General features: G+C 38.7%; 24 protein-coding genes. 15 read left to right on the top strand and 9 right to left on the bottom strand.

Features of this window, described 5'->3' with window-relative positions; translation table 11 throughout:
* The first annotated feature begins 37 nt into the window (after nucleotides 1-37).
* The gene (locus tag ACNF4Z_RS03065; RefSeq protein ID WP_458327775.1) at nucleotides 38-496 is read left to right on the top strand and encodes a hypothetical protein; all 459 of its coding nucleotides are present in this window, start codon (nucleotides 38-40) and stop codon (nucleotides 494-496) included.
* Here ACNF4Z_RS03065 and ACNF4Z_RS03060 read toward each other — a convergent pair.
* Nucleotides 491-1,000 (bottom strand): TRASH domain-containing protein, encoded by a 510-nt coding sequence (locus ACNF4Z_RS03060; protein ID WP_458327774.1) that lies wholly within the window; start codon nucleotides 998-1,000, stop codon nucleotides 491-493. The genes ACNF4Z_RS03065 and ACNF4Z_RS03060 overlap by 6 nt on opposite strands.
* A 74-nt stretch (nucleotides 1,001-1,074) precedes the next feature.
* Here ACNF4Z_RS03060 and ACNF4Z_RS03055 point away from each other — a divergent pair, with 74 nt between their 5' ends.
* The 12 genes from ACNF4Z_RS03055 (at nucleotide 1,075) to ACNF4Z_RS03000 (ending at nucleotide 11,703) form a co-directional block, all read left to right on the top strand.
* Complete coding sequence (locus tag ACNF4Z_RS03055; protein ID WP_458327773.1) at nucleotides 1,075-1,215, top strand: YHS domain-containing protein; 141 nt, start codon at nucleotides 1,075-1,077, stop codon at nucleotides 1,213-1,215.
* 6 nt (nucleotides 1,216-1,221) lie between these two features.
* Nucleotides 1,222-3,240, top strand: a complete 2,019-nt coding sequence (locus tag ACNF4Z_RS03050) for a heavy metal translocating P-type ATPase (RefSeq protein WP_458327772.1) — start codon at nucleotides 1,222-1,224, stop codon at nucleotides 3,238-3,240.
* Nucleotides 3,241-3,311: 71 nt separating this feature from the next.
* Entirely contained in the window at nucleotides 3,312-3,959 is a 648-nt protein-coding gene (locus ACNF4Z_RS03045; protein ID WP_458327771.1) for a precorrin-2 dehydrogenase/sirohydrochlorin ferrochelatase family protein, read from the top strand.
* On the top strand, nucleotides 3,956-4,702 hold the full coding sequence (locus ACNF4Z_RS03040) for an SAM-dependent methyltransferase (protein WP_458327770.1): 747 nt from the start codon (nucleotides 3,956-3,958) through the stop codon (nucleotides 4,700-4,702). Before ACNF4Z_RS03045 ends, ACNF4Z_RS03040 begins: the two co-directional genes overlap by 4 nt.
* Complete coding sequence (locus ACNF4Z_RS03035; protein WP_458327769.1) at nucleotides 4,683-5,468, top strand: precorrin-8X methylmutase; 786 nt, start codon at nucleotides 4,683-4,685, stop codon at nucleotides 5,466-5,468. The genes ACNF4Z_RS03040 and ACNF4Z_RS03035 overlap by 20 nt, the downstream gene beginning before the upstream one ends.
* Nucleotides 5,414-6,193 (top strand): precorrin-3B C(17)-methyltransferase, encoded by a 780-nt coding sequence (gene cobJ, locus ACNF4Z_RS03030; protein ID WP_458327824.1) that lies wholly within the window; start codon nucleotides 5,414-5,416, stop codon nucleotides 6,191-6,193. The genes ACNF4Z_RS03035 and cobJ overlap by 55 nt, the downstream gene beginning before the upstream one ends.
* Nucleotides 6,190-7,278, top strand: coding sequence for a cobalt-precorrin-5B (C(1))-methyltransferase CbiD (cbiD, locus tag ACNF4Z_RS03025; protein ID WP_458327768.1), 1,089 nt, complete (start codon nucleotides 6,190-6,192; stop codon nucleotides 7,276-7,278). The genes cobJ and cbiD overlap by 4 nt, the downstream gene beginning before the upstream one ends.
* On the top strand, nucleotides 7,275-7,874 hold the full coding sequence (gene cbiT, locus ACNF4Z_RS03020) for a precorrin-6Y C5,15-methyltransferase (decarboxylating) subunit CbiT (RefSeq protein ID WP_458327767.1): 600 nt from the start codon (nucleotides 7,275-7,277) through the stop codon (nucleotides 7,872-7,874). Before cbiD ends, cbiT begins: the two co-directional genes overlap by 4 nt.
* Entirely contained in the window at nucleotides 7,871-8,554 is a 684-nt protein-coding gene (locus ACNF4Z_RS03015) for a precorrin-2 C(20)-methyltransferase (RefSeq protein ID WP_458327766.1), read from the top strand. The genes cbiT and ACNF4Z_RS03015 overlap by 4 nt, the downstream gene beginning before the upstream one ends.
* A 4-nt stretch (nucleotides 8,555-8,558) precedes the next feature.
* A complete protein-coding gene (gene cobM / locus ACNF4Z_RS03010) occupies nucleotides 8,559-9,338 on the top strand; it encodes a precorrin-4 C(11)-methyltransferase (RefSeq protein ID WP_458327765.1) in 780 nt (259 codons plus the stop codon).
* Nucleotides 9,328-11,007 (top strand): precorrin-6y C5,15-methyltransferase (decarboxylating) subunit CbiE, encoded by a 1,680-nt coding sequence (cbiE, locus tag ACNF4Z_RS03005; RefSeq protein WP_458327764.1) that lies wholly within the window; start codon nucleotides 9,328-9,330, stop codon nucleotides 11,005-11,007. Before cobM ends, cbiE begins: the two co-directional genes overlap by 11 nt.
* Nucleotides 11,008-11,361: 354 nt before the next feature.
* Entirely contained in the window at nucleotides 11,362-11,703 is a 342-nt protein-coding gene (locus tag ACNF4Z_RS03000; protein ID WP_458327763.1) for a nitrite reductase, read from the top strand.
* Here the strand turns inward: ACNF4Z_RS03000 and ACNF4Z_RS02995 are convergent.
* Nucleotides 11,700-12,572: a presenilin family intramembrane aspartyl protease PSH gene (locus tag ACNF4Z_RS02995; protein WP_458327762.1), complete on the bottom strand. Its 873-nt coding sequence runs from the start codon at nucleotides 12,570-12,572 to the stop codon at nucleotides 11,700-11,702. The two genes, ACNF4Z_RS03000 and ACNF4Z_RS02995, sit on opposite strands and share 4 nt — an antisense overlap.
* On the bottom strand, nucleotides 12,565-14,928 hold the full coding sequence (locus ACNF4Z_RS02990) for a DNA topoisomerase I (protein WP_458327761.1): 2,364 nt from the start codon (nucleotides 14,926-14,928) through the stop codon (nucleotides 12,565-12,567). The genes ACNF4Z_RS02995 and ACNF4Z_RS02990 overlap by 8 nt, the downstream gene beginning before the upstream one ends.
* Before the next feature lie 93 nt (nucleotides 14,929-15,021).
* On the opposite strand from ACNF4Z_RS02990, the gene ACNF4Z_RS02985 reads away from it, so the two are divergent.
* Complete coding sequence (locus ACNF4Z_RS02985; RefSeq protein WP_458327760.1) at nucleotides 15,022-15,690, top strand: glycosyltransferase family 2 protein; 669 nt, start codon at nucleotides 15,022-15,024, stop codon at nucleotides 15,688-15,690.
* Here the strand turns inward: ACNF4Z_RS02985 and ACNF4Z_RS02980 are convergent, their stop codons facing one another.
* Genes ACNF4Z_RS02980 through ACNF4Z_RS02970 form a run of 3 tightly spaced genes read right to left on the bottom strand, consistent with a single transcriptional unit; the run spans nucleotide 15,691 to nucleotide 17,762 of the window.
* Nucleotides 15,691-16,449 carry an ABC transporter permease gene (locus tag ACNF4Z_RS02980; protein ID WP_458327759.1) on the bottom strand — a complete coding sequence of 253 codons (759 nt, stop codon included), beginning with the start codon at nucleotides 16,447-16,449 and terminating at the stop codon, nucleotides 15,691-15,693. It abuts the gene before it with no gap.
* Entirely contained in the window at nucleotides 16,430-17,269 is an 840-nt protein-coding gene (locus tag ACNF4Z_RS02975; protein ID WP_458327758.1) for an ABC transporter ATP-binding protein, read from the bottom strand. Before ACNF4Z_RS02975 ends, ACNF4Z_RS02980 begins: the two co-directional genes overlap by 20 nt.
* Nucleotides 17,256-17,762 (bottom strand): hypothetical protein, encoded by a 507-nt coding sequence (locus ACNF4Z_RS02970; RefSeq protein ID WP_458327757.1) that lies wholly within the window; start codon nucleotides 17,760-17,762, stop codon nucleotides 17,256-17,258. The genes ACNF4Z_RS02975 and ACNF4Z_RS02970 overlap by 14 nt, the downstream gene beginning before the upstream one ends.
* 96 nt (nucleotides 17,763-17,858) lie before the next feature.
* On the opposite strand from ACNF4Z_RS02970, the gene ACNF4Z_RS02965 reads away from it, so the two are divergent.
* Entirely contained in the window at nucleotides 17,859-18,338 is a 480-nt protein-coding gene (locus tag ACNF4Z_RS02965; protein WP_458327756.1) for a hypothetical protein, read from the top strand.
* Here ACNF4Z_RS02965 and ACNF4Z_RS02960 read toward each other — a convergent pair.
* Genes ACNF4Z_RS02960 through ACNF4Z_RS02950 form a run of 3 tightly spaced genes read right to left on the bottom strand, consistent with a single transcriptional unit; the run spans nucleotide 18,324 to nucleotide 21,598 of the window.
* On the bottom strand, nucleotides 18,324-19,280 hold the full coding sequence (locus ACNF4Z_RS02960; RefSeq protein ID WP_458327755.1) for an acyl-CoA dehydrogenase family protein: 957 nt from the start codon (nucleotides 19,278-19,280) through the stop codon (nucleotides 18,324-18,326). The genes ACNF4Z_RS02965 and ACNF4Z_RS02960 overlap by 15 nt on opposite strands.
* On the bottom strand, nucleotides 19,280-20,401 hold the full coding sequence (locus ACNF4Z_RS02955) for an acyl-CoA dehydrogenase family protein (protein WP_458327754.1): 1,122 nt from the start codon (nucleotides 20,399-20,401) through the stop codon (nucleotides 19,280-19,282). Before ACNF4Z_RS02955 ends, ACNF4Z_RS02960 begins: the two co-directional genes overlap by 1 nt.
* 6 nt (nucleotides 20,402-20,407) lie before the next feature.
* Nucleotides 20,408-21,598, bottom strand: coding sequence for an acetyl-CoA C-acetyltransferase (locus ACNF4Z_RS02950; protein WP_458327753.1), 1,191 nt, complete (start codon nucleotides 21,596-21,598; stop codon nucleotides 20,408-20,410).
* Nucleotides 21,599-21,657 lie beyond the last annotated feature (59 nt).

Here is a 21,657-nt window from a genome sequence, read left to right as displayed (position 1 = left end):
ATGAAAATATTTATTTTTATTAAATAACTTATTTATTGTGAATCAAAACGTTAAAAAAGTGCTGGATAGTTTAACAGGAGGATACAGCAAGATAAAAATTATGAGATTCACACTTGTTGTCTGTTCACTCCTGGATGCTGCTGCACACCTGTATGCCTCACCTGCACAATACCCTTTGGTGACATTCTGGCTTGAAATTGAGGTGTCTGCATTCATTGTAATAGGTATAGTTTTTCTTCTTGGACTGAGAATTTGGTATCTTCCAGCCATACTTTTCACACTACTGAATATCTCAATATACTTTGTTTCAGGATTGATAGCACTTCCACCTGTAACGTATTCTGTACTTGCAGGTCATGTCCAGTTTGCTAACTATTCCTTTGGCAGGATATTTTCAGTTGGTACTTGGATTTACATAATAGTGGTGGGATTCATAGCAATCTTTGTGGATAAGGGCTCAAAAATAAATGAGCTGCTTAAACAGGATGTATTATGATTTTTCAAGTATTCTCATAAGATCTCTCTGGCAATTATTGCAGCATACTGTATGTTCCCTGTTTCTGAAAATAAAGGTGACTGGATTATTTGTAATTTCATTTCCACAATATTCACATACCTGTGAAGTCCTTGGTGCAAAATCATGATTCACAATCCTTTCCTTAATGATCTGTATCATACTGATTCTGCAGTTTTCAAATCTGTAAATGTCATCAACCGGGATCAGGGCACATTCCTTTCCATCAAGAAGTCTGAAACTTTCTATAAAAAAATCCCTGTTTCCTTCATAGCCCTCAAATGTAACAAGTGCAAGTCTCTCCGTTTCCTTTTTCAGAATTGCAGTGTAGCAGACTATTTCCTTCCTCTCAAGATCTTTAAGCAGTCTGGATATTAGCCGTCTGTCAGCACCCGTATTTTCACTAATGTCACTTATGCTTATCCTTGAATTTTTCTTCAGTAATTTAAGTATCTTGTATTCCAGATTCAATATTTTTGTTGACATGATTTACATATTTTATTAAAAATCATAACATTTTTTACAAAATAAATACAAATGCCATGACCCAATACTGTTTCATGGCGATAGATCCTGTTTGTGGAATGAAAGTTAATGAAAAGAGTGCCATAATGTGGGAATATGAGGGCAAGAAATACTATTTTTGCTGCGATCACTGCAGGGAAACGTTCATCAAAAATCCCATCAAATACACAAGGTAAGAAAGTATGCCTGTGGACCCCGTATGCGGGATGCATGTAAACGAAGACTCCAGAATATTTGCAGATGATGATGGACAGCGTTTTTATTTCTGTTCCACCTCTTGCAGGGAATCATTTCTTCAACCGGAAAAAGAGACGGCACTTCTTAAGAAAAAACTTGCAATTGCGTGGCCACTGTCCATAATTGTGATATTATTAACCTATATTCATATGGAAAGTATTGAATTTGAATATTTTTCTGAGATGATTATTTCAATACCAGTTATATTCTACTGCGGATCACAATTCATTAAGGGCGCCTATCAGTCCGTTAATAACATGTCCCCCAATATGGACCTGTTGGTTGCAATGGGAAGCCTGTCGGCTTTTTCATTTTCACTTTTGAGTATATTCACTGGAATTTATGAAGGCATAACATATTTTGATTCAGCTTGTTTCATTGTGACCATGATTTTAACAGGCAATCTGGCGGAAGCAGTAAGCAAAAGAAGAATTGGGAGAACATCAAGATCTCTGGAAATGATGATGCCGGATTTTGTCACAAAAACAGAAGGTGATGAGATTATTCAGATACCAATAGAATCCGTGAGGGAGGGTGACATAATCCAGTGCTCACCTGGAGATTCCATTCCTGTGGATGGAGAGATTATTGATGGAAAGAGCGATGTGGATACTTCAGCACTTACGGGTGAGATAATACCGGTTACTTTAACAAAAGGTGACCATGTGAGATCCGGATACATAAATTTGAACGGATATCTGAAGATAAAATCAGAGAATGCTGGAACTGATTCCACTGCTTTCAGAATTTTCCAGTCAATTAAAATGGCCACATCAGCAAGGCTAAAAATTTCTGGAATTGGAGATCTATTCTCCTCCGTATTTGTACCCATTGTTCTCATAATAGGGGTTTCAACAGGTACATTCTGGTATTTCTACCTTTCAATGTTAAATGCATCACAGGCTTTGTCAACCGGTGTTCTTTCATTCATCTCAGTTATAGTCATAGCATGTCCATGTGCAATTGGGCTTGCTGCACCCATAACAATGCTTGTTTCCTCCAATAATTTTTTTGAAAACGGAATACTACTGGCAAATCCCAACGGACTTGAAAGGCTGGCAAAAACAACTGTTGTGTGCTTTGACAAGACTGGATCACTGACAACAGGACAAATGTCTGTTAAATCCTTTACGGTGAAAAAAGGACAGGAACGTGAAATTCTTGAGTATGTGTATGCAGCGGAGAAACACTCCAAACATCCAGTAGGGATTGCCATAAATAAATTCTGTGAGGAAAGAGGCATAGAGTCGAGGAATGTGGACGAATTTTATGAGATGCCAGGACAGGGAGTTTATGCAAGAATTGGTGAAAGATCCATAAAAATAGTGAGAGGTGTTGAAGGCACAAGTGTGATTATTGACAATGAAATATGTGCTAATTTCATACTTTGTGATTCCATAAGGGAGGATGCTTACAATGCTGTTGAAAAATTAAAATCCATGAAGATTAAGTCATGTATTCTTTCAGGTGATTCACAGAAGAATGTTGAAGAGATTGCTTCAAAACTAAACATTTCTTGTTCATATGGTGGGCTTACTCCAGAACAGAAGGAGAAAAAAATAATGGAAATGCAGAAGAATGGTGAATTTGTGACATTTGTTGGTGATGGTTTAAATGACGGAAATGCTCTGGCAGTGAGCGATTTTTCTGTGACTGAATCATCGGGTGCGGATATATCCAAACAGTCATCAGATGCTGTTCTTTTAGATAATAGAATTTCCCATGTTCCACATATGATTGAAATCGCTAAGCTCACCGTAAGGAAGGCGAGGCAAAACCTGATCTGGGCAATCCTTTACAATTCTGCCCTTATTCCAATAGCGGCGGGCATACTTGTTCCTTTCACCGGTATTTACATTTTCACAATCCTGCCTGTACTCGCGTCTTTTGCCATGGGGATGTCCTCTGTAACTGTTGTGGGAAATTCACTTTTGCTTGGGAGGAAATTGAAAAAAATTATGTAATTAAATAAATAATATTTAAGAAATGAAAATATTTTCATAAATATTAAATAAACTTCATTCATGACCAATCTATGATTGTTGATCTTAAGCTGAATGAGAACACCACACTTTTCATAGGAAGAGGTGGTGAATTCACAATGAAGGTTGATGCATTTAGAAAAGAATCAAAAAGATTCCTTATGATCTCAGACGATCCTTTATTCTCAGAAGATCCTTCTCTTTTAAGCTCTGATCTTGGTTCCTTCAAAAAATATATTGAAAGTGAAAGGCCTTACTTCACATTCGTATCAACTGAAAACGAATCACTTGACTTTGAGATAAGCCATTATGCAAAAAAATTTTCCAATCTTGTCTATGTGCCGGACAGGAATAATTTAAGCCAGGTAAATCTCTGTGCAATAATAAAAAGGGGAAAAATTTCCATTGGTATCAGCTCTCAAGGATACTCACCAGCAATGACAGTTATAACAAAAAGAAAAATTATGGCTGCCCTAAGTTCACAGAAAATACTGGATCAGGAAGATGTTTTGATGGTTGATTTCATAAGTTCAAACCGAAGCAAAATAATGAGGGCAGTTGGGGATAAGAGGAATAGAAGATTGGCCATGTTCAGGATTGCAACCGACCCTGAAATACGCCTTAACCTGATAAATGGAAATGAAAAATCTGCAATGGATAATCTTGAAAGGATAATTAAAAATTTTAGTGGTTTGGAATGAGCACATTTTATGTCATTGGAAGTGGCCCTGGAGATCCTGAACTCCTAACCCTCAAGGCACATAAAATATTAAGGGATTCCAAAATCATCATTCTTGATGACCTGGTAGATGAAAGGATTCAAAGAATAATAGGGAATGATGTAAAATGTGTAAGGGCTGGAAGAAAGTATGGGGTCCAGAACAGCTCCAGAAAAAAGGTATTGAGAGAGACTCTTTTATACGGAAATAAAAATTCAATTGATGTCTCCTATGTGAAGAATGGTGATCCGGGGATTTTTGCCAATATTTGGGACGATATAAAATTCGCATCTGAAATCGGAATGGAGGTGAGGATAATTCCCGGCATCAGCAGTTTTCTCTATTTTTCAGGCATATCGGGGATACCTTTAACCATCAGAGGTGACGTATCATCATTCATGCTCATAACGGCCACCCTTGAAAATGGTGTTTTTAACCTGAAGGACGTTGAAAATGCCATAAAAATGGACATTCCCTGTGCCATATTTATGGGCGGTCATTTTCTAGACCATATTTGCAGGATCATGGGGGAATATGGAAAGGGAGTGGATGAAATTCTGATTGTTGAAAATGCCTCACTAGATGATGAAAGAATAGTTGTGTTTGAGAATTTGGAAGAGATGAGTGGTTACTTACCAAAGACTCCATGTATTATTTTTATTGGTGGCTCTGTGAAAAATTATGAAAAAATGAGGTGCTCAAAAAATGGTAAGTTACAAGTTTGATGAAAATGTATTAGAGATTCTGAAATCTGAAAGACCTTTATTCCATAAGATGACAGAGAAACTGAAAGAAGAGTTGGATGATGAAATTCTTCATAAAATAGTGGGTGAATTTGTAAACAAAACAGTGAGTGAGGGGGACTGGGAAAATGAACCTGAAAAAATAGAGAGGAGCAGTTTTGGTAGAATTTACAGGTTTATATCAAACATACCTGAAAAGCACAGGTACATGATTGCAAAGCTGATTCATTCCGTTGGTGATTTTACGATACTTCCCGACATAGAGTTTTCAGAGAATTTTTTGAAATCTTCCCTCAATGTATTATCCAGAGGTGGTAGAATAATCTGTGATAGTAGAATGTCACTTTCTGCGATTTACTCAAATTCCCTCAATAATAATGAAAAGAAGTGTGTGCTTGATATACCGGGAATCCAGGAGGTATCAAGAAAACATGGAATCACAAAATCAGCAGCTGGCATACTTCTAACATCCGATAATGAATTTAGAAACACAATCTATTGTGTGGGAAACTCACCAACTGCACTTATGGAAATATTGAAAATTGCAGATGAGAGAGGTGAATATCCCGGTGCTGTTGCCGGATTCCCAGTAGGTTTTGTGAATGCAGCATACTCAAAGAAAAAACTTTCAAGCTCAGGCATACCTTTCATTACTGTTCATGGCAACAGAGGGGGAAGTCCTCTTGCCTCTGCCTGTATGAATTCACTTGGGGTGATGTTACTACGTCAGGAAAAATATATATTGTAGGCATTGGCCCTGGTTCAAGGGAATTTCTATCCCCTGCTGCAGTAAAGGCCATTTCAGAGTCTCAGGTAATAGTGGGTTTCACACTCTATGTTGAACTAATAAGAGATCTTATTTCTCACAAGAAGGTGGTATCAAATGGCATGACAGGGGAACTTGCAAGGGCAAGGTACGCAGTGAAGGAAGCCGATGAGGGAAATGTGGTTTCCCTGGTATCAAGTGGAGATCCTGGAATATATGGCATTGGGGCAGCACTTTTTGAAATCGTGGAAAGCATCAATGAAGATATAGACATAGAGATCATCCCGGGTATCAGTGCGCTCAGTTCAGTTGCTTCACTTGTAGGTGTCCCTCTTGCAAATGATTTTGCGGTGATTAGCATGAGTGACATGCTAACTCCTCATGACGTCATAATGAAAAGGATGGAGTGTCTCATGATTGCTGATCTCGTGACAGTTATCTATAATCCACGAGGATCCAGATTTCCGGACAATCTCTCTGAGGCTTTCTCCATAGTGAAAAAATACAGGGACGGGAAAACACCTGTGGCCCATGTTAGAAACGCCTACAGAAAGGGGATGAAAATAGAAATTGAAACCGTTGAAACCTACGACCCAAACACGGCAGACATGATAACAACGGTCATAATTGGCAATTCCAACACCAGGATGGTAAGGGGAAAAATGGCAACGCCAAGAGGCTATACAAACAAATATGGTGGGCAATGAACCCCTTTCAACAGTATGGAATAACAACAGGCGCTGCCGCATCAGCTGCTGCAAAGGCAGCGGTTCTTGCCGCCTACGGATTAAATATACAGATGGTTGGTATACCAACACCGCTGGGAATCAGACTTGAAATACCTGTTGAAAAAATGGAAAATCTTGGAAATATGAAGGGGAGGGGATCAGTGAGAAAATTTTCTGGTGACAACCCGGATGAACTGGATGGCATTACTATCGTTGCGAATGCATGTTTGAAAAATGGAAACGGAACCATTACTGTTCAGGGGGGAAAGGGTATTGGCACTGCGATGGTGACCGGACTTCCGGTGAAACCTGGGGAACAGGCAATAAATCCTGTGGCAAGGGAAATGATTGTGAATGCTGCCAAAGAAGTTTTGAAACCCTTTCACTCAGCTTTCATTGAAATAATTGTTCCAGAGGGTGAAGAAAAATCAAAATTAACAATGAATGAGAGAGTTGGGATTTCAGGGGGCATATCAATCCTGGGAACAACAGGCATTGAGGAGCCTGTTTCCAGGGATGACTATGTGAACCACCTTCGATACATCATGAAAACAGGTAGATGCGTCTCCAGCATAGCAGTTCTTTGCCCCGGGAATACAGCAGTGAGAATTGCAAAGAAAATGATAGGGGTACCAGATAGGAATATTTTCCTTACGGGAGATCACATAGGTCAGGCAATAGATTTTGCAAAAGAATCCTCATATTCACACATCATAATTTTAGGTCTTCCGGGAAAACTAGTGAAACTTGCCTCTGGAATATTCAATACACACAGCAGGATAGCAGATGGAAGAATGGAGACAATCGCACTGGTTGCCCTTATTTCAGGTGAAAATATAGATTTGGCAGAAAAGATACTTGAATCCAAAAACACCGAATTTGCAATTTCATTGGTTTCTGAGAGCAGGAGGGGAAAATTTTTTGACAGATTATGCAGCATGATATATAAAAGGGTTGAGGAAAGGTTTGGAAGTTCCAACATATCAGTGTTTTTGGTAAATTCGGAGGGGAAAATTTATGGATCAAAACTACAGGATGAGATCAGAGGGCTGGTGAAAATATGAATGAAATTTTTAGAATTATGAATGTTCCGGGGATTCCTGATTCAGAATTTTTCAGGGATGATAAAACCCCCATGACAAAGGAAGAGATAAGGGCACTTTCCATTTCAAAACTAAGGCTCTTCAGTGGAAACAAATGTATAGATGCAGGATGTGGAACAGGGTCAGTTGCGGTTGAAATGTCTAGAGTTGTGGGCAATGATGGCTTGATAATAGGGATTGACAGAAGCAAGGATGCATGTGAACTCACAGTTAAAAATTTTGAAAAGCTTTCTCCTTACAAAAATTATCATGTCCTAAATGCAGATATATCAGATTTCAGACCACAGATGATTATAGACAGGTTATTCATAGGTGGTGGAATCGAAGCCTCTCATGAGCTTCTTAAAAAAATGGATGAAAGTATAAGGACAGGCTTCATTGTTGTTTCAAATACAATACAACTGCAATCCACTGTCAGTATGATTAAAACTCTTGAGGATGCCTCATTTAATGTGGAGGTCGTTGAGGTAAACATATCAACTGGAAGGAAGACTTCAACTGGATATGCAATGCTGTCGAGAAATCCTGTTTACATAGTGACCGGTGAAATGAAATGAAAGAACTAACGGTTGTTGGCCTTGGGCCTGGAAACCCGGAACTCATAAGTATAATGGGGCTAAATGTGCTTCGTGAAAGCAACGTAATTTATTTTCCCTGGAGTGGACAGAATTCCAGCATTTCATTTAAAATTGTTGAGACCTTAATGAACAGATACAAATTTAATGAAAATGTGGAACTTAAAAAACTTGTTTTCCCAATGACCAGGGACAACAAATACAACAATTCATTCTGGGAGAAAAATGCAGATATAATTGAGGAGGATGAAAAAAGATTTAAAAAAATGTCCTACGCGGTACTTGGTTCCCCTGTTTTTTTCAGCACATTTAACAGGCTGATGAATATTTTGAAGGAAAGGGGTTTTTTAATTAACATCATTCCCGGCATAAATTCAATGGATAGCTGCTCATCTTCCATGGGTCTAAATCTTGCTGAGGGGGACCAGACAATAATTGTCACAACTTACAATTGTACAGGGAATTTGGATGTATCGGCAGCGGAAACTTTGGTTATTTTGAAGGTTCCAGATGCAAAATTCGTGGAAATTTTGAAGGATCGATTTCCCGGTTTCAAAATTGTAAAATATGGGAGAAGGTGCTCAACAGAAAGGGAAATGATTGGAGATTCCTCAGATGAATTGCCCTTTGATTACTTCTCACTTGTAATAATGAAGAGGTGAAAATATGTTTGATAGAAGCAAGGTATATATAATGGGTGCTGGTCCTGGTGATCCTGGACTGTTAACAGTAAAAGGAAAAGAACTTCTTGAGAGCGCTGACATTGTGGTGTATGCAGGTTCACTGGTTAATCCTGAAATACTGAAAATATGCAAAAAAGATGCCATTATCCATGACAGTTCGGGATTGAACAGAGACCAGGTATTTAATATATCAATGAAGGCACTTAGTGAGGGAAAACTGTTCGTAAGGGTGCATTCAGGAGACCCTCACATCTATGGAGCATTGAAAGAACAGATACAAATGTACCAGGAGGCGGGTGTGAATGTGGAGGTCATACCGGGGGTAAGTGTACTGACATCTGCGGCTGCTTCCCTTGGAACTGAGCTGACCATTGATGGCATATCCCAATCAATCATAATTGCCCGTGGATCCAGAAGGATACCGGTAGATCAAAGGGATTCCATAAAAAGTCTGGCTAAGAACGGTTCCACAATGGTCATTTTTGCAGCAATACATATGATAGACAGCGTTGTAAAGGACCTTATGGATGGAGGGTACAGTGAAAACACTCCGGTTGGCATAGTTTACCATTCTACCTGGCCAGATGAAAAGAGGATAATAGGAACTCTAAAAGATATAGTTAAAAAGGTGAAAGAGGAGAGGATCTATCGAACCGCATTGATAATAGTGGGAGATGTTGTGAACCCGAGTAAAGTTAACTATAGCAAACTATATGATCCAAGCTATACCCACTCTTTTAGGAGAGGAAATAATGTACAATGATGTAATGTTGTTTGTACTTTCCAATGCTGGAATCATAACTGGTAAAAAAATTTCAGAAGCTCTAAAAAACCATGGTTTTGAAGTTGAATTTGTATCATATTCTGCAGATACATTTAATATAAAAAAAGTCAGAGATGAATTTTTCAAAGGAAGGCCCATTGTGCTTGTTATGTCCTTATCAGGGGCTAGAAGCATTCTGGATGGTGTTTCATTTGGAAAAAGATACGATCCGCCAGTGATTGTGGTGGACGATGCAGGTAGATTTGTAATACCATTTTATGGTACCCATGGGTCGGGTGCAAACAGACTTGCCTCTGAAATTTCTCAATGGTGTGAAATGACCGCTGTAATAACAGATGGGGCAGAATCCATAGGTAGAATTTCCATTGAGGAAATAAGCAAAATGCTCTTTTGTACCATTCATAATGAGGAATCAATAATACCAGTAAATTCAAAGATTGTGAATGGAAATGAATTGAGGGTGAAAAACGAAACAAATCTGAGAGTGAAATCTTTAAAATCCATTTTGAGTAAATATGAATTTATAGTTGAGGATCCAAAAGAACCGGATATTGTGATCACGGAAAAACCGGAAAGATCAAAAAATATTGCCTATCTGGTTCCTGACAATGTTTCACTTGGTATTGGCTACAGAAAAGCAACAGATTTTCATATAATGGAGAAGGCTGTCATTGACACACTAAACTTATTGTCTCTGGAAATGAGTGATGTTGATGTATTTGCAAGCGTCAAGGCCGATCCACCTTTGATTCAAATGACTGAAAAATATAATAAAAGTAATACTGTTATTAAGGTGGAAAAATTAAATGAAATAGGTGAGAAATACAATCTTTCCTATTCTGCATCTGCAGAGCATATAGGTGCAATTGGTGTTGCCGAGCCAGCGGCACTGGCATCACTGGGTCCTGGTTCTGAACTTGTGATGAAAAAGAGAAAGTATGAGGGATACGTGACTGTTGCAGTTGCCACTAGAAAGCGTCTTTTTTATGGAAAAATAACATTCATTGGAGCAGGGCCTGGATCGTCCCAATTTCTTACAATAAAGGGCATAAGATCTATTCTGGATTCAGACGTGGTTTGTGGTTATGAGAAACCTCTGAAAACCGCCTCTCCATATATTGGTGGAAAGTGGGTGAACCAACTCAAATGGAAGGAGCAACAGAAATACGTTGATATGATAATTGATCTGTATAAAAAAGGCTACAATATAGTATACCTTTTTACCGGTGATTCTTGTTTCACAGAAACCGAACTCATAAGAAGATTTACAGCAACATGTGAAAATGTATGCGTAATTCCGGGAATAAGTTCAGTGCAGGCAGCATCTTCAATATCCAGAATGGGACTTGAACTTGTACCTGTGATATCATTTCATTTAACCGGACAGATAGAAGATAGAAAAGCTAGGCTTCTGAAGTCAGTGAAAAAGATGGGCAATGCAATAGTGATTCCAAGACCCTTTGATTTCATGCCAGATAACATATGTTCATGGCTAATTGAAAATGGAGTTGATGAGAATATAAAATGCAGCGTTCTTCAGAATATAAGTGAACCTGATGAAGAGATAGTGAATGGAACACTAAAAACAATTTCTCAGAATAAATGCTCACACATGTCTGTCATGACAATAGGAGAGCCGCTTTATTAATACCTTTAAAATAATTTTCTTAATACCTAAATTTTTAAAATAATAAGAATTTACATTACCTCTTATTTGCTCTTCTCTGTCTCTTTAATCTTCTGATTCTCTTTTTTCTCCACTTCCAGCGCATTTTTCCTCTTTTTTTCCAGTCTCTTGAACTTCTCTTCAATATTTCACCTCAAATAGATATTATTGAGTCTTAAAGTATAAGGTTATAAGAAACTCATATAAATAAGTATATTTTAAAGCACTAGGGAAAATCCAATGGCATTTGACAGTGTACAAAATGACTCAATAATGATTAATTTTAAATTTTTACAAATTTCTCAACCTTTATCTATATATTAAAACTGTTGAATCATGGAAGAAAGGATTGGAAAATATCTCCGTGGTATCCTTGATATGCTTCCCTCTGAAGAATTATACATGGAGGCTGTTAGGGAAATTGTGAAGGACATGATAAAGGAATACATAAGGAGGAGAATCAGCAATTCTGAGGAACTAAAGAAGGACATAACTGATGCCATTGAGGGGTATATTGAAGGCAAGGTGAAGGAATACGATGCCATGGCAAAAATGGCAAAGGTTACAGCCAAAATCGGTCTAATGTCGGCACCTGAGAACGTAAAAGAGGAGGTTGAGAAAGACTTTCTTAAAATGTTCAGAAAAGAGATAGAGGAGATAATATCAAAGACACTTTAAATTAACCTTAAATATGTGAGAAGAAGGGCTATCCCAAAACCTATTAGAACCCCCGTGTTCAGAAATGGAAGTCCTGGGGCAGGCTTTTTAACTGTTCTGAATAGGACAAAAAGTGCTATAATACCTCCAATTAGTGGGAAAAGAAGATATTCGATTGAAAGTCCGGAATAAAGGTATGAAGAGATTACCATTATGTTCGGTATTGCTATATCTCCGTATCCTATGAGAATTGCACCCCTTTCATCGCCAGGAACATCAATGTTAATCTTGTTGATATCTACACCTCTTCTTTCTGGTATTATGAAGAAAAGTGGCATTCTTGAATCCGTGGAAGCCCTTGCAATGGTGAGCATGTGCTTTGTTTTGTAAACAGCTATGTAATCATAAACTGCAAACACGATCATCAAAACAACTGCTGCATATATTCCAAGCTCAAGACCCCATATTGAGGCAAGACCTGCAGAGACAAGGACACCTGCAATATTCACAACTATCCAGTTGGGCCTGAATAAAAGGAAATACAGGAATACAACCGGTGTTGCAAAAACAAGTATTTCGTATTCAAGCTGGGTTACAGGAAGCAGTGCGTAAAGGTAATTCACAACAAGAAAAATGACGAATGCCATTGATATGGCAAATATGTATCTAAGTATTCCAAGGCCACGCTTTCTTGATAAAAATATGATCAGTGCAGACATCAGTATTATTCCCACAATGAAGTATAGCACATAGCCTATGCCACCAGATGGGTTGGATGCAGACGTGGGAGTGTTTACCATCACCATGATTATTGCCGTAAGGGCTGCAAGTCCCGTTGCAACTGCGAAGAGAATAGCTGTTCCAATCTCAGAAACTGTTCCCCTATCCAACCTGCTTCACCCCTTTCTTACTCTTTACAGTCTTATTTGATTTAGATTTATTAGTTGTTTTCTTTTTTGATGTCTCTTTGCTATTTTCCTTTATTTTATTAGATGAACCATTAAATTTGCATCCAAGTGTTGGGCAGAATTCCCAGGTCTTTTCAGCTATTTTCCCCTCAAGTATTGGAGAATTGCAGTGTGGACAGAACTTTCCTGTAAATGATATTTCCCCCTTTTGTGGAAGAGAATATGTCTTCTTGCACTTTGGATAATTTTTGCAGCCCAGAAACCTCTTTCCATACTTTGACTGTCTTATGACCAAGGTGCCACCGTCATCCGGACATACACCAACATCCAATCGTTTCTCATTGAAACTGCATGACTTGTCAATGCATATTTTCTCTGGTGACTGGCCCCTCCTTATTACATTTACAAGAGGTGCTCCGCATACAGGACAGTACTCTCCGGTCTCCTTAGGAAGGCCTCTTATCTTCTGGTAAAAATCATAGCAGCCATCAGCCTCACATTTGAACCTGAAATAGTCCCTTATCTTTACAGCAATAACCTTTTTTTCATGTTTTTTGCATATCCCCACAGCTATTCCAGAGTTCAATGCGTTTGAAATGAATGACTTAATCTCACCCTTTTTTAAATCCAGCTCTTCAAGCACTCTCTTTAGCATGATTCTGGATTCATCAACCACCTCACTCTTTTTCTTTCCACCTGCAGCAATCCTGTCCATTTCCACCTCTAGTTCAGCGGTCATATCCGGAAGATAAATTTTGGAATCTGCAGTTTTAATTCCGTCTATAAGTGCTCTTCCCAGCTGAGTTGGTCTCAGGGGATTTCCCTCTATGAAACCTCTTGTCTGTAATTTATCAAGTATTTCATGCCTAGTGCTCTTGGTTCCCAGGTTCAGGTTCTCCATCTCCTTTATGAGTGAGCCCGCATCATACCTTGATGGAGGCTTTGTTTCTCCCTCCTCAAGAAAAGAGTCCACTACCTTAACAACTTCTCCCACATTCAGATCAGGATGATAAACGTCCTGGTATGTTCTGTATTTGTATATGGAAAGCCAGCCTGGATCAGTCACATGGCTCCCCTCAGTAATAAATATTTCACCGTTTATTGATATTTTTGCTTCCCTGTGCTCCCTCTCCCCTTCCTTGTAAAGTGTAGCAAGGAATCTTCTCACAATTAGTTCGTATACCTTCATCTCTACCTTTGAAAGTTTCTCCTTTCCAGGAACATCCGTAGGATATATTGGAGGGTGATCAGTTGCTTCAACCTTTCCCCTTGATGGGTATATGGCTTTCTGAGAGAGAACCATGGATGCCTCTTCAGAAAATTCTGAATTTTTCAATTTTTCCACAACAGATTTCAGGTTTATGCTCTTCTGATAAACAGTATTATCCGTTCTTGGATAGCTTATGAGACCCCTCACATAAAGTGATTCTGCAATCTTCATGGCTATTCCAGGACTTACCCCTATTCTAGCGACTTCCCTTAAAAATTCTGTTGTATTGAAAGGGGCAGGTTTGTATATTTTTCTCATCTCTTTAAGAAAATGTTCAACAACACCATTTTTACCCTTAATTCCTGAGAGTATTGACTCTGCCTCCTCCTTGTTTTTAAACCTCCCCTTTTCATTTGTTCCAATAAAATTCCCACCCTTTGAGAATACAGCCTTAATCTCCCAGAACTTTTCAGGCACAAAATTTTCAATCTCCCTTTCCCTCTCTACTATTATGGCAAGAGTTGGTGTCTGTACCCTTCCTATGGATATGAAATCCTTTCCCATTCTTCCTGTGATCACTGAAAAATACCTTGTGAGTGCAACTCCCCAGTAAAGGTCTATTTCCTCCCTTGCAGCTGCAGAATCTGAGAGATTATAATCTACATTTATGAAATTTGAGAATGCTTCCTTTATTTCCCTTGCCGTTAAGGCAGAGAATTTTGCCCTGAGAATTTCCCCGTTGAAACCGGATTCTTTTTTTATTATCTCCAGGGCCTCAGTGCCAATGAGTTCCCCCTCCCTATCATAATCGGTTGCAACGACTATTCTTTTTGCCTTTTTTCCCATCTCCCTTAGACTCTCATATGCAGTTTTATTTTTTATTTTTACAACTATATTGCTTTCCACAATATCCCTGATGGTTTCATATTTCCAATCCTTATACTTATCTGGAAAATCTATCTCCACAATGTGACCGGAAAGAGGTACCAGGATGAAACCGTCATCTCCCTCATATTCAATATAGTTAAGTGTCTTTGATCTCTTCTGTTTTGATTTTCCATCTGACAGGAAATAGGCAATTCTTCTCCCTGCGTCGGCCTTCTCAGAAATTATAAGTGTTTTTTCCAAAGCCCTCTTAAATCAAATCATTCATTTAATAGTTTACCTGAGAGAATTATAAAAAATATTTAACATGGATTCTCATGCACCTCAGGGTTTAATTTGAAGGGAGATCATAAAATAAGCATTGTAATACCCACAATGAATGAGGCAGAGACCATAGGATCAGTTATAAAGAGTCTCAAATACCTCAATCCACATGAGATAATAGTTGTTGATACTGATTCAAAGGATGGTACCCCGGAAATTGCAGAGAAGCTTGGTGCAATTGTAATAAATGAGGCAAGAAGAGGGTATGGAAGGGCATACAAAACAGGCCTTTCCAAAGCTTCCGGTGATGTAATAGTTTGTATGGATGGGGATGGTACTTACCCCTCTGATGCTGTTGAACCTCTCATTGATCTCCTCTTCGTTGACAATATAGATTTTATCTCCTGTGACAGAATGACACTTAGAACCCACAACACATATACCAGTTTACATCTTGTGGGCAACAAAGTTCTTAACTTTACAATTTCACTTTTTTATGGTTACAGACTCTATGATTCACAGAGTGGTATGTGGGTTTTTAAAAAGTCCATATATGAGAAGATGCCTGAACTCAGTGATGGAATGTCCTTTTCACAGGAGATTAAAATAGAGGCTCTCAGAAAGGGAACTCTCATTGAGATACCAATAAGGTATGGAATTAGAATAACGAAACCAAAACTTAACACCTGGAAAGATGGGTTTTCAAACCTGATTAGATTGCTGATAAAAAGGGTTCAGTGATCAATCCTCTCTCCATCTGGTAATGTATCTTGCCACTGTGAAGAATATAAGTGTTTCTGCAATCAGTATGCCAATCATTGTGTAAAATGTGAATGCGGAACCATTGCTTAAATGGAAGAATATCTGAGTGCTTATTGCAGCAGGGGTTGCAGGTGAAATTGACAGAAGATACATAATGAGATTTCCGTAAGATCTCTCAGTTAAGAACTGGTATGGATAAAATGTGGGAGGGATTACTGTCATTATTATTGACAGAATGGATGTTATTCCCCATATGTTTCTTACATGCTTTATAAGACCTGCTATTATGAATGAAATTGCAGATGTTGATAGTATGAGCATTATTATGATGAATGCCATAAAAAGTGAAGTCTCAACATTGTAAAGACCTGAAAGTGCCCCTAGGATTGCGTATAAGACTATACCAGGAATTGCAAAGGCCAGGAAACTTAGGGTCAGTCCAAGCATATAATCAATTGGGCCTACCTGACTAGCAACATACATTTCCTGAAATCTAAGCTGAAGCCTCATGAAAGTTGCGTCGCCAGCTGACTGAAGCCCCAGGGATGCAATAAGAGAAACCATACCTCCAACTATTGCAAAATCAACAAGTGCGCCCTTTGTGAGAACATAAACAACAAACAACAGGGTAAGTGGTGTTGTGAGAGATGCAATTAGATAGGATGGCCCTCTTTTTATGACTCTTATTCCATAATAATATGCAAAATATAATATGAATTTAGGATTCAAGTGCCACACCCTTCATTATGAAAAGATCATCAAGGGTTGCCTTTTTAACTGTGCAACCTTTCTTCACATATTCCTCGGCATCATCAACAGGAACATATTTTATGTTCATTCCACCAATGTAAAAAGATCCGTCTATGGGCTCTGGTGATTCAACCCTAACTGTGTTTGAAAATCTTGAAAGCAAAGACTTTATTGTTCCCTTTTCTATTATTTTTCCAGATTCAACAAGATAAACTTCCTGAGAAAGGTTTTCTGCCTCCTCCATGTAATGTGTTGTCAGAACAACATTCGAATCCAGTTTTCTGATAGCTGACCATACTTCAAACCTTGAAAGAGGATCAAGACCTGTGGTGGGCTCATCAAGGAAAACCGTGGATGCATGGGAAGAGATAGATATTGCGACATACATTTTTCTCTTCATTCCGCCGCTCATTGTGTCAGTGGGATTGTTTCTAACGTCATAAAGACCTACAGTTTCCAGTGCCTCTAGTGTTTCACGATGTGCGTCAGAGGGTGAAAAACCTCTTCCGATCAAATACATCTTTACCTGCTCATATGGTGTAAGAATTCCAAGGGGAGATGATTCCTGTGGAATGGAGCAGATTTTTTTCCTTGCTTCCCTTGGATTTTTCACAACATCTATTCCATCCAATGTTATTTTTCCCGAGGTTGGCTTAAGCTGTGTTGACATCATTCTTATGAGCGTTGTTTTTCCTGCACCATTTCTCCCAATTATTGTGGTCAATTTCTTCGAAAATTCAGCATCTATTGAATCAACAGCAATCTTGCCATTATCATAAACCTTCCTGACCTTTTCAAGTGTTATCATGCTTTTTGTCCTTTTTTTCCCTCAATATGAAGCCGATAATTAAGGTTACCAAAGAAATGACCATTACTATTATGCCTGCAAGCAAAACTGTACCGATTTCAGAGTAGAAAACATAATTGTTAACATAAGAGTAGATGTTTGCTGAGCTTGGATTCTCCAGTGAAACGAGGTAGTAGCTTCCCCTGTTCACTGTAAATTCAAAACCTGCATTTGCTATCTTCTCGCCAACAGGATCTATGGAATAATTTTTTATGTTTGTGCTGTTCACCAATGTTATGTTATTTGAACTAACAAGATACATTGGTATATTACCATTTATGGAGATGAGGCCCTTTGCAGATATGTTTATCTCCTTTGACTCATAAAGTCCATTATTCTCAACATATGAATGACTGATTGTTATGTAATTGCTTGTTATACCAAGTCCGGCAACTATCATAACAATGCCGGCTACAAGGAAAATAAGACTCAAAAGAACTATTCTTCGCCTCATTTACATCATATATTATAAATAGGGATTTAAAACATATTCTAGTTGTATTCAAAAATTTTTTCCAAAATATTTAATTTGTCATTATAATGATATTGTGTGATTGATTCCCTTCCTGAAAGAGTTAAGAACAGTATAAGAAAACTTAACTTTCTTATAAAAATACAGATAATTTTACTTTTCATAACAATGGTTTTTGGTCTTTTCACTGCCATCACCCTTTCAAAAGGAATACCGTATTTATCAGGTAGTAATTTTATAAATTATATTTTTTTCAATAACTACGTGCTTCTTTCCCATTTCATTATGGGTATTTTCATTTTTTCACTGTCCTTCTATATACTTATGGTATCTAACAGGGTTTCAATTGTTTTTGTTGTTTTTGGAATAATGTCCACATTTACTCTTGGCATAGGTGGGATTTCAGGCATACTTGAATTGCTGGCATCATCTGGAAAGGGGATATTTACATTCGGCATGCTGGCTTCCTTTATCTCTTCTCTCATAATTTACATACTGATGTACCTGTTTTCCGGAAGGGAAAAATTGATGAAAGAATTTCTTTTAGAGGAAGCCTGATTCTTCCCCGTAAAAATCAGATGCAATCTGTTTTCTGTCTCTCTCTTCCCTGAATATAAAACTTGAAAGAAACATGGCATCCCTGTAAAACTTTTCGACCCCAAAGTCCTCAAGGTAACCATAGCCACCGTGGAACTGAATTGAGAATTTTGTTGCAACCCTTGAAAAATCGCTAATTATTCCCTTGATTCTAAAATTTGTACTGTCACTTGAATTAAATAACCCTTCTATGTAAACCTCCACTGATGACATAAGTTCTGAGAGCCTGAATGCAACGGGACTGTAATTTTTAAGTGGCTGACCGAATGTCTTTCTTACCTTTGTATATTCCATAGCCTTCTCAAGTGCACCTGAACTAATACCTAGAAATATTGCATTTATCTCCCTTGAAGACTCCCTGAGAACTTTATTAACATCCATGTCAATTGGCTTTCCCTCTTCCTTCAGTTTATATCTGAAACCGGACATGCCTCTCAGACCAAGAGGTTTGAATTTTTCCATTTCATACTGATCTTCCCTGAATAAGAGGATCTTTCCATCTTTTGAGGTTAGCAGAAAACCTCCAGCGCCAGCAGCATTGTTTGACTCGTCTTCAGAGAACATCCCTGCTCCAAATGATATTCTTACACTGCCCTCAAGCATTTTTTGCCTATCTGAATCTTTCAGTGCAATAATTCCAAAGGTATTCACAAGATAAGTGTAAACTGCAACTGATGGTGAATATCTTGCAAGGGAGTAAAGTATTGCGCTATGTAAGGTGTGGTCAAGACCAGGGCCTCCCTCCTTCTCTGATATTGTGGATCCAAGGAAGCCCTGAAGATAAAGTTCCTTGTAGATGTTGTCTGGGATTCCTTGTCTCTCTATTTGAAGTGAGATATCCATAAGTTTTTGTTTTCCGAATTCCTCTGCACTTTCCTGAAGCAGTTTAATATCATCATTCATCAATATTCACCTCTCACTATGTTTCTTGAAATTATTATCTTCTCTACCTCACTTGTACCTTCCCATATTTCCATAATTTTTGAATCCCTGAAAAACCTCTCAAGATCAGAATATCTTCCTGCCGAACCCATAATATCCATTGCGAATTCGGTGGACATTGTTGCAGTCTCTGAAGCATAGCCCTTTGCCATGCTTGTGAGAGTTGGATTTGGCTTAAAGTTGAAAAGGTAGGATGCTGCCTTATACATGAGTAATCTTGAGGCCTCAATTCTTGTTGCAATATCCGCCAGTTTGAACTTCTTATCCTCAGATACTGCTTTTCCACTTGATTCCTTCTGGCGTATATATTCAGCAGCTCTCTCCATTGCCCCTCTGGCTATTCCAATGGACTGGGCTGCAACATAGATCCTTGATATGTTGAAAAACTCCATTATGTAATAGAAGCCTTTTCCCTCTTCCCCCACCAGATTTTCCTCTGGAACCTCCATGTTTTCATATATTAGTTCTGCAGTATCTGTTGCCCTGACCCCAAGTTTTCCCTTGAGTTTGTTAGATTTGAAGCCTTTGAAATCCCTTTCCACCACAAATACGGACAACCCATGGTGCCTCTTAGAAGGATTGTCAGGTGGTGATGTCCTTACCAGTGTAACAAAAAAGTCTGCGATGGAGCCGTTTGTGATGAACATTTTGCCCCCATTTATTATATATTTATTCCCTTTTTTCTCTGCCACAGTCTTTAATCCAGCAACATCACTTCCACCACCAGGTTCCGTAACTCCAAGACCCATAACTTTTTCTCCTGACATTACCTTTGAAAGATATTTATCCTTCAGATGATCGCTTCCGTGAAGAAGCAATACCTCTGCTCCAAAATATGGTACCGTTGCAGAAATTCCAAGACCAGGATCAACGGCGCATAATTCCTCAATGGCAGTCATCACCTTCCATGGATTTGTAAAATCGAAAAGCCCCATGGCATGAGCCTTCTTTCTCAGGGTCTCCGGGTATGATTCTCCCTCATCTGCACTTTTTGCAAGTTCAGAGGTTAGATTTTCCTCTGCGAACTTTCTTACCTTATCTCTGAAGTCCAAAATTTCCTTGTCAAGTTCAAAATCCATCATATCACCTCAATTAACATTCTCAATTATTACAGTGTAGCCCTGACCTCCTCCAACACAGAGTGTTGCAGCTCCATATCTCTTATTCTTTTTCTTTAACTCCCTTGCAAGTGTCCCAACTATTCTTGCTCCCGTTGCCCCAAGAGGATGCCCTATTGATATGCCGCCTCCGTATATGTTCACTTTTTCACGTTTCAGGTCAAATGCCTTCATGGCATTCAATACTACAACTGCAAATGCCTCATTTATCTCCCATAGATCTATATCATCCTTTGATAACCCTGCCTTTGCCAATGCCTTTTCTGTTGCTGGCACAGGCCCATGGCCCATTATCGTTGGATCAACTCCTGCCCACCCAAAGGAGACTATTCTGGCCATTGGCTTCATTCCATATTTATCCATATGCTTCTCGTCTGAAAGCATCACCATGGATGCTCCAGCATTAAGTGGGGATGAATTACCTGGTGTTATTACCCCCTCTCCGTTAACAGGTTTAAGTGATGCCATCTGTTCAAGGCTTGCATCCTTTCTAACTGACTGATCCTGATCAACTGTTATCTCCTTTCCTTCGTATTCAACATTAATTGGGAGTATTTCATCCTTGAAATACCCCTCTTCAATGCCTTTAACGGCGTTCCTGTGACTCTCATATGAATACTGATCCATTTCCTCTCGTGTTATTCCTCTAAGTGAGGCAAGTTTTTCAGCTGTAGCTATCATATTGTATGATACATTCATGTTGTATTTCATATATTCAGGCCTCACCATGAGTTTTATGTTTGGTTTAACGTGAGGATTATTGGAAAGTGGAACATGTGTCATGTGTTCCATTCCGCCCGCAATGGCCATTCCAATCTGGCCAGTCATGATCTCCATTCCCCCAAGAGCAACCGCATTCAGTGAGGAAGAACATGCCCTGTCAATTGCCATACTCGGAACTGAAAATGGAAGACCTGCAAGAAAAACCGGGTGCCTTCCACCATACATCCAATTCTCATCAGCCTGTATTGCACACCCTGTTATAACGTCACCAATATCCTCAGGATCAACTCCCTTTGATTTTAATGATTCTTTTATGAGCATTCCGAGAACTTCATCCATCCTCACTGAGTTAAAAATATCCCTCTCAGGCTGGGAAGGCCTTGATCTTGAAAAAGGACTTCTTTTGAAATCAACTATATACACATCCCTGTTTTCCATGGAGAGAAAATGCAATTTATCATAAATACATTTTCGATTTCGACTTACGAAATCGACAT

The sequence above is a fragment of the Caldiplasma sukawensis genome (genome assembly GCF_052315375.1).
Classification (GTDB): Archaea; Thermoplasmatota; Thermoplasmata; order Thermoplasmatales; family Thermoplasmataceae; genus Cuniculiplasma.
Note: the sequence above shows the minus strand (reverse complement) of the source record. Positions and strands in the feature narration are given on the sequence as shown.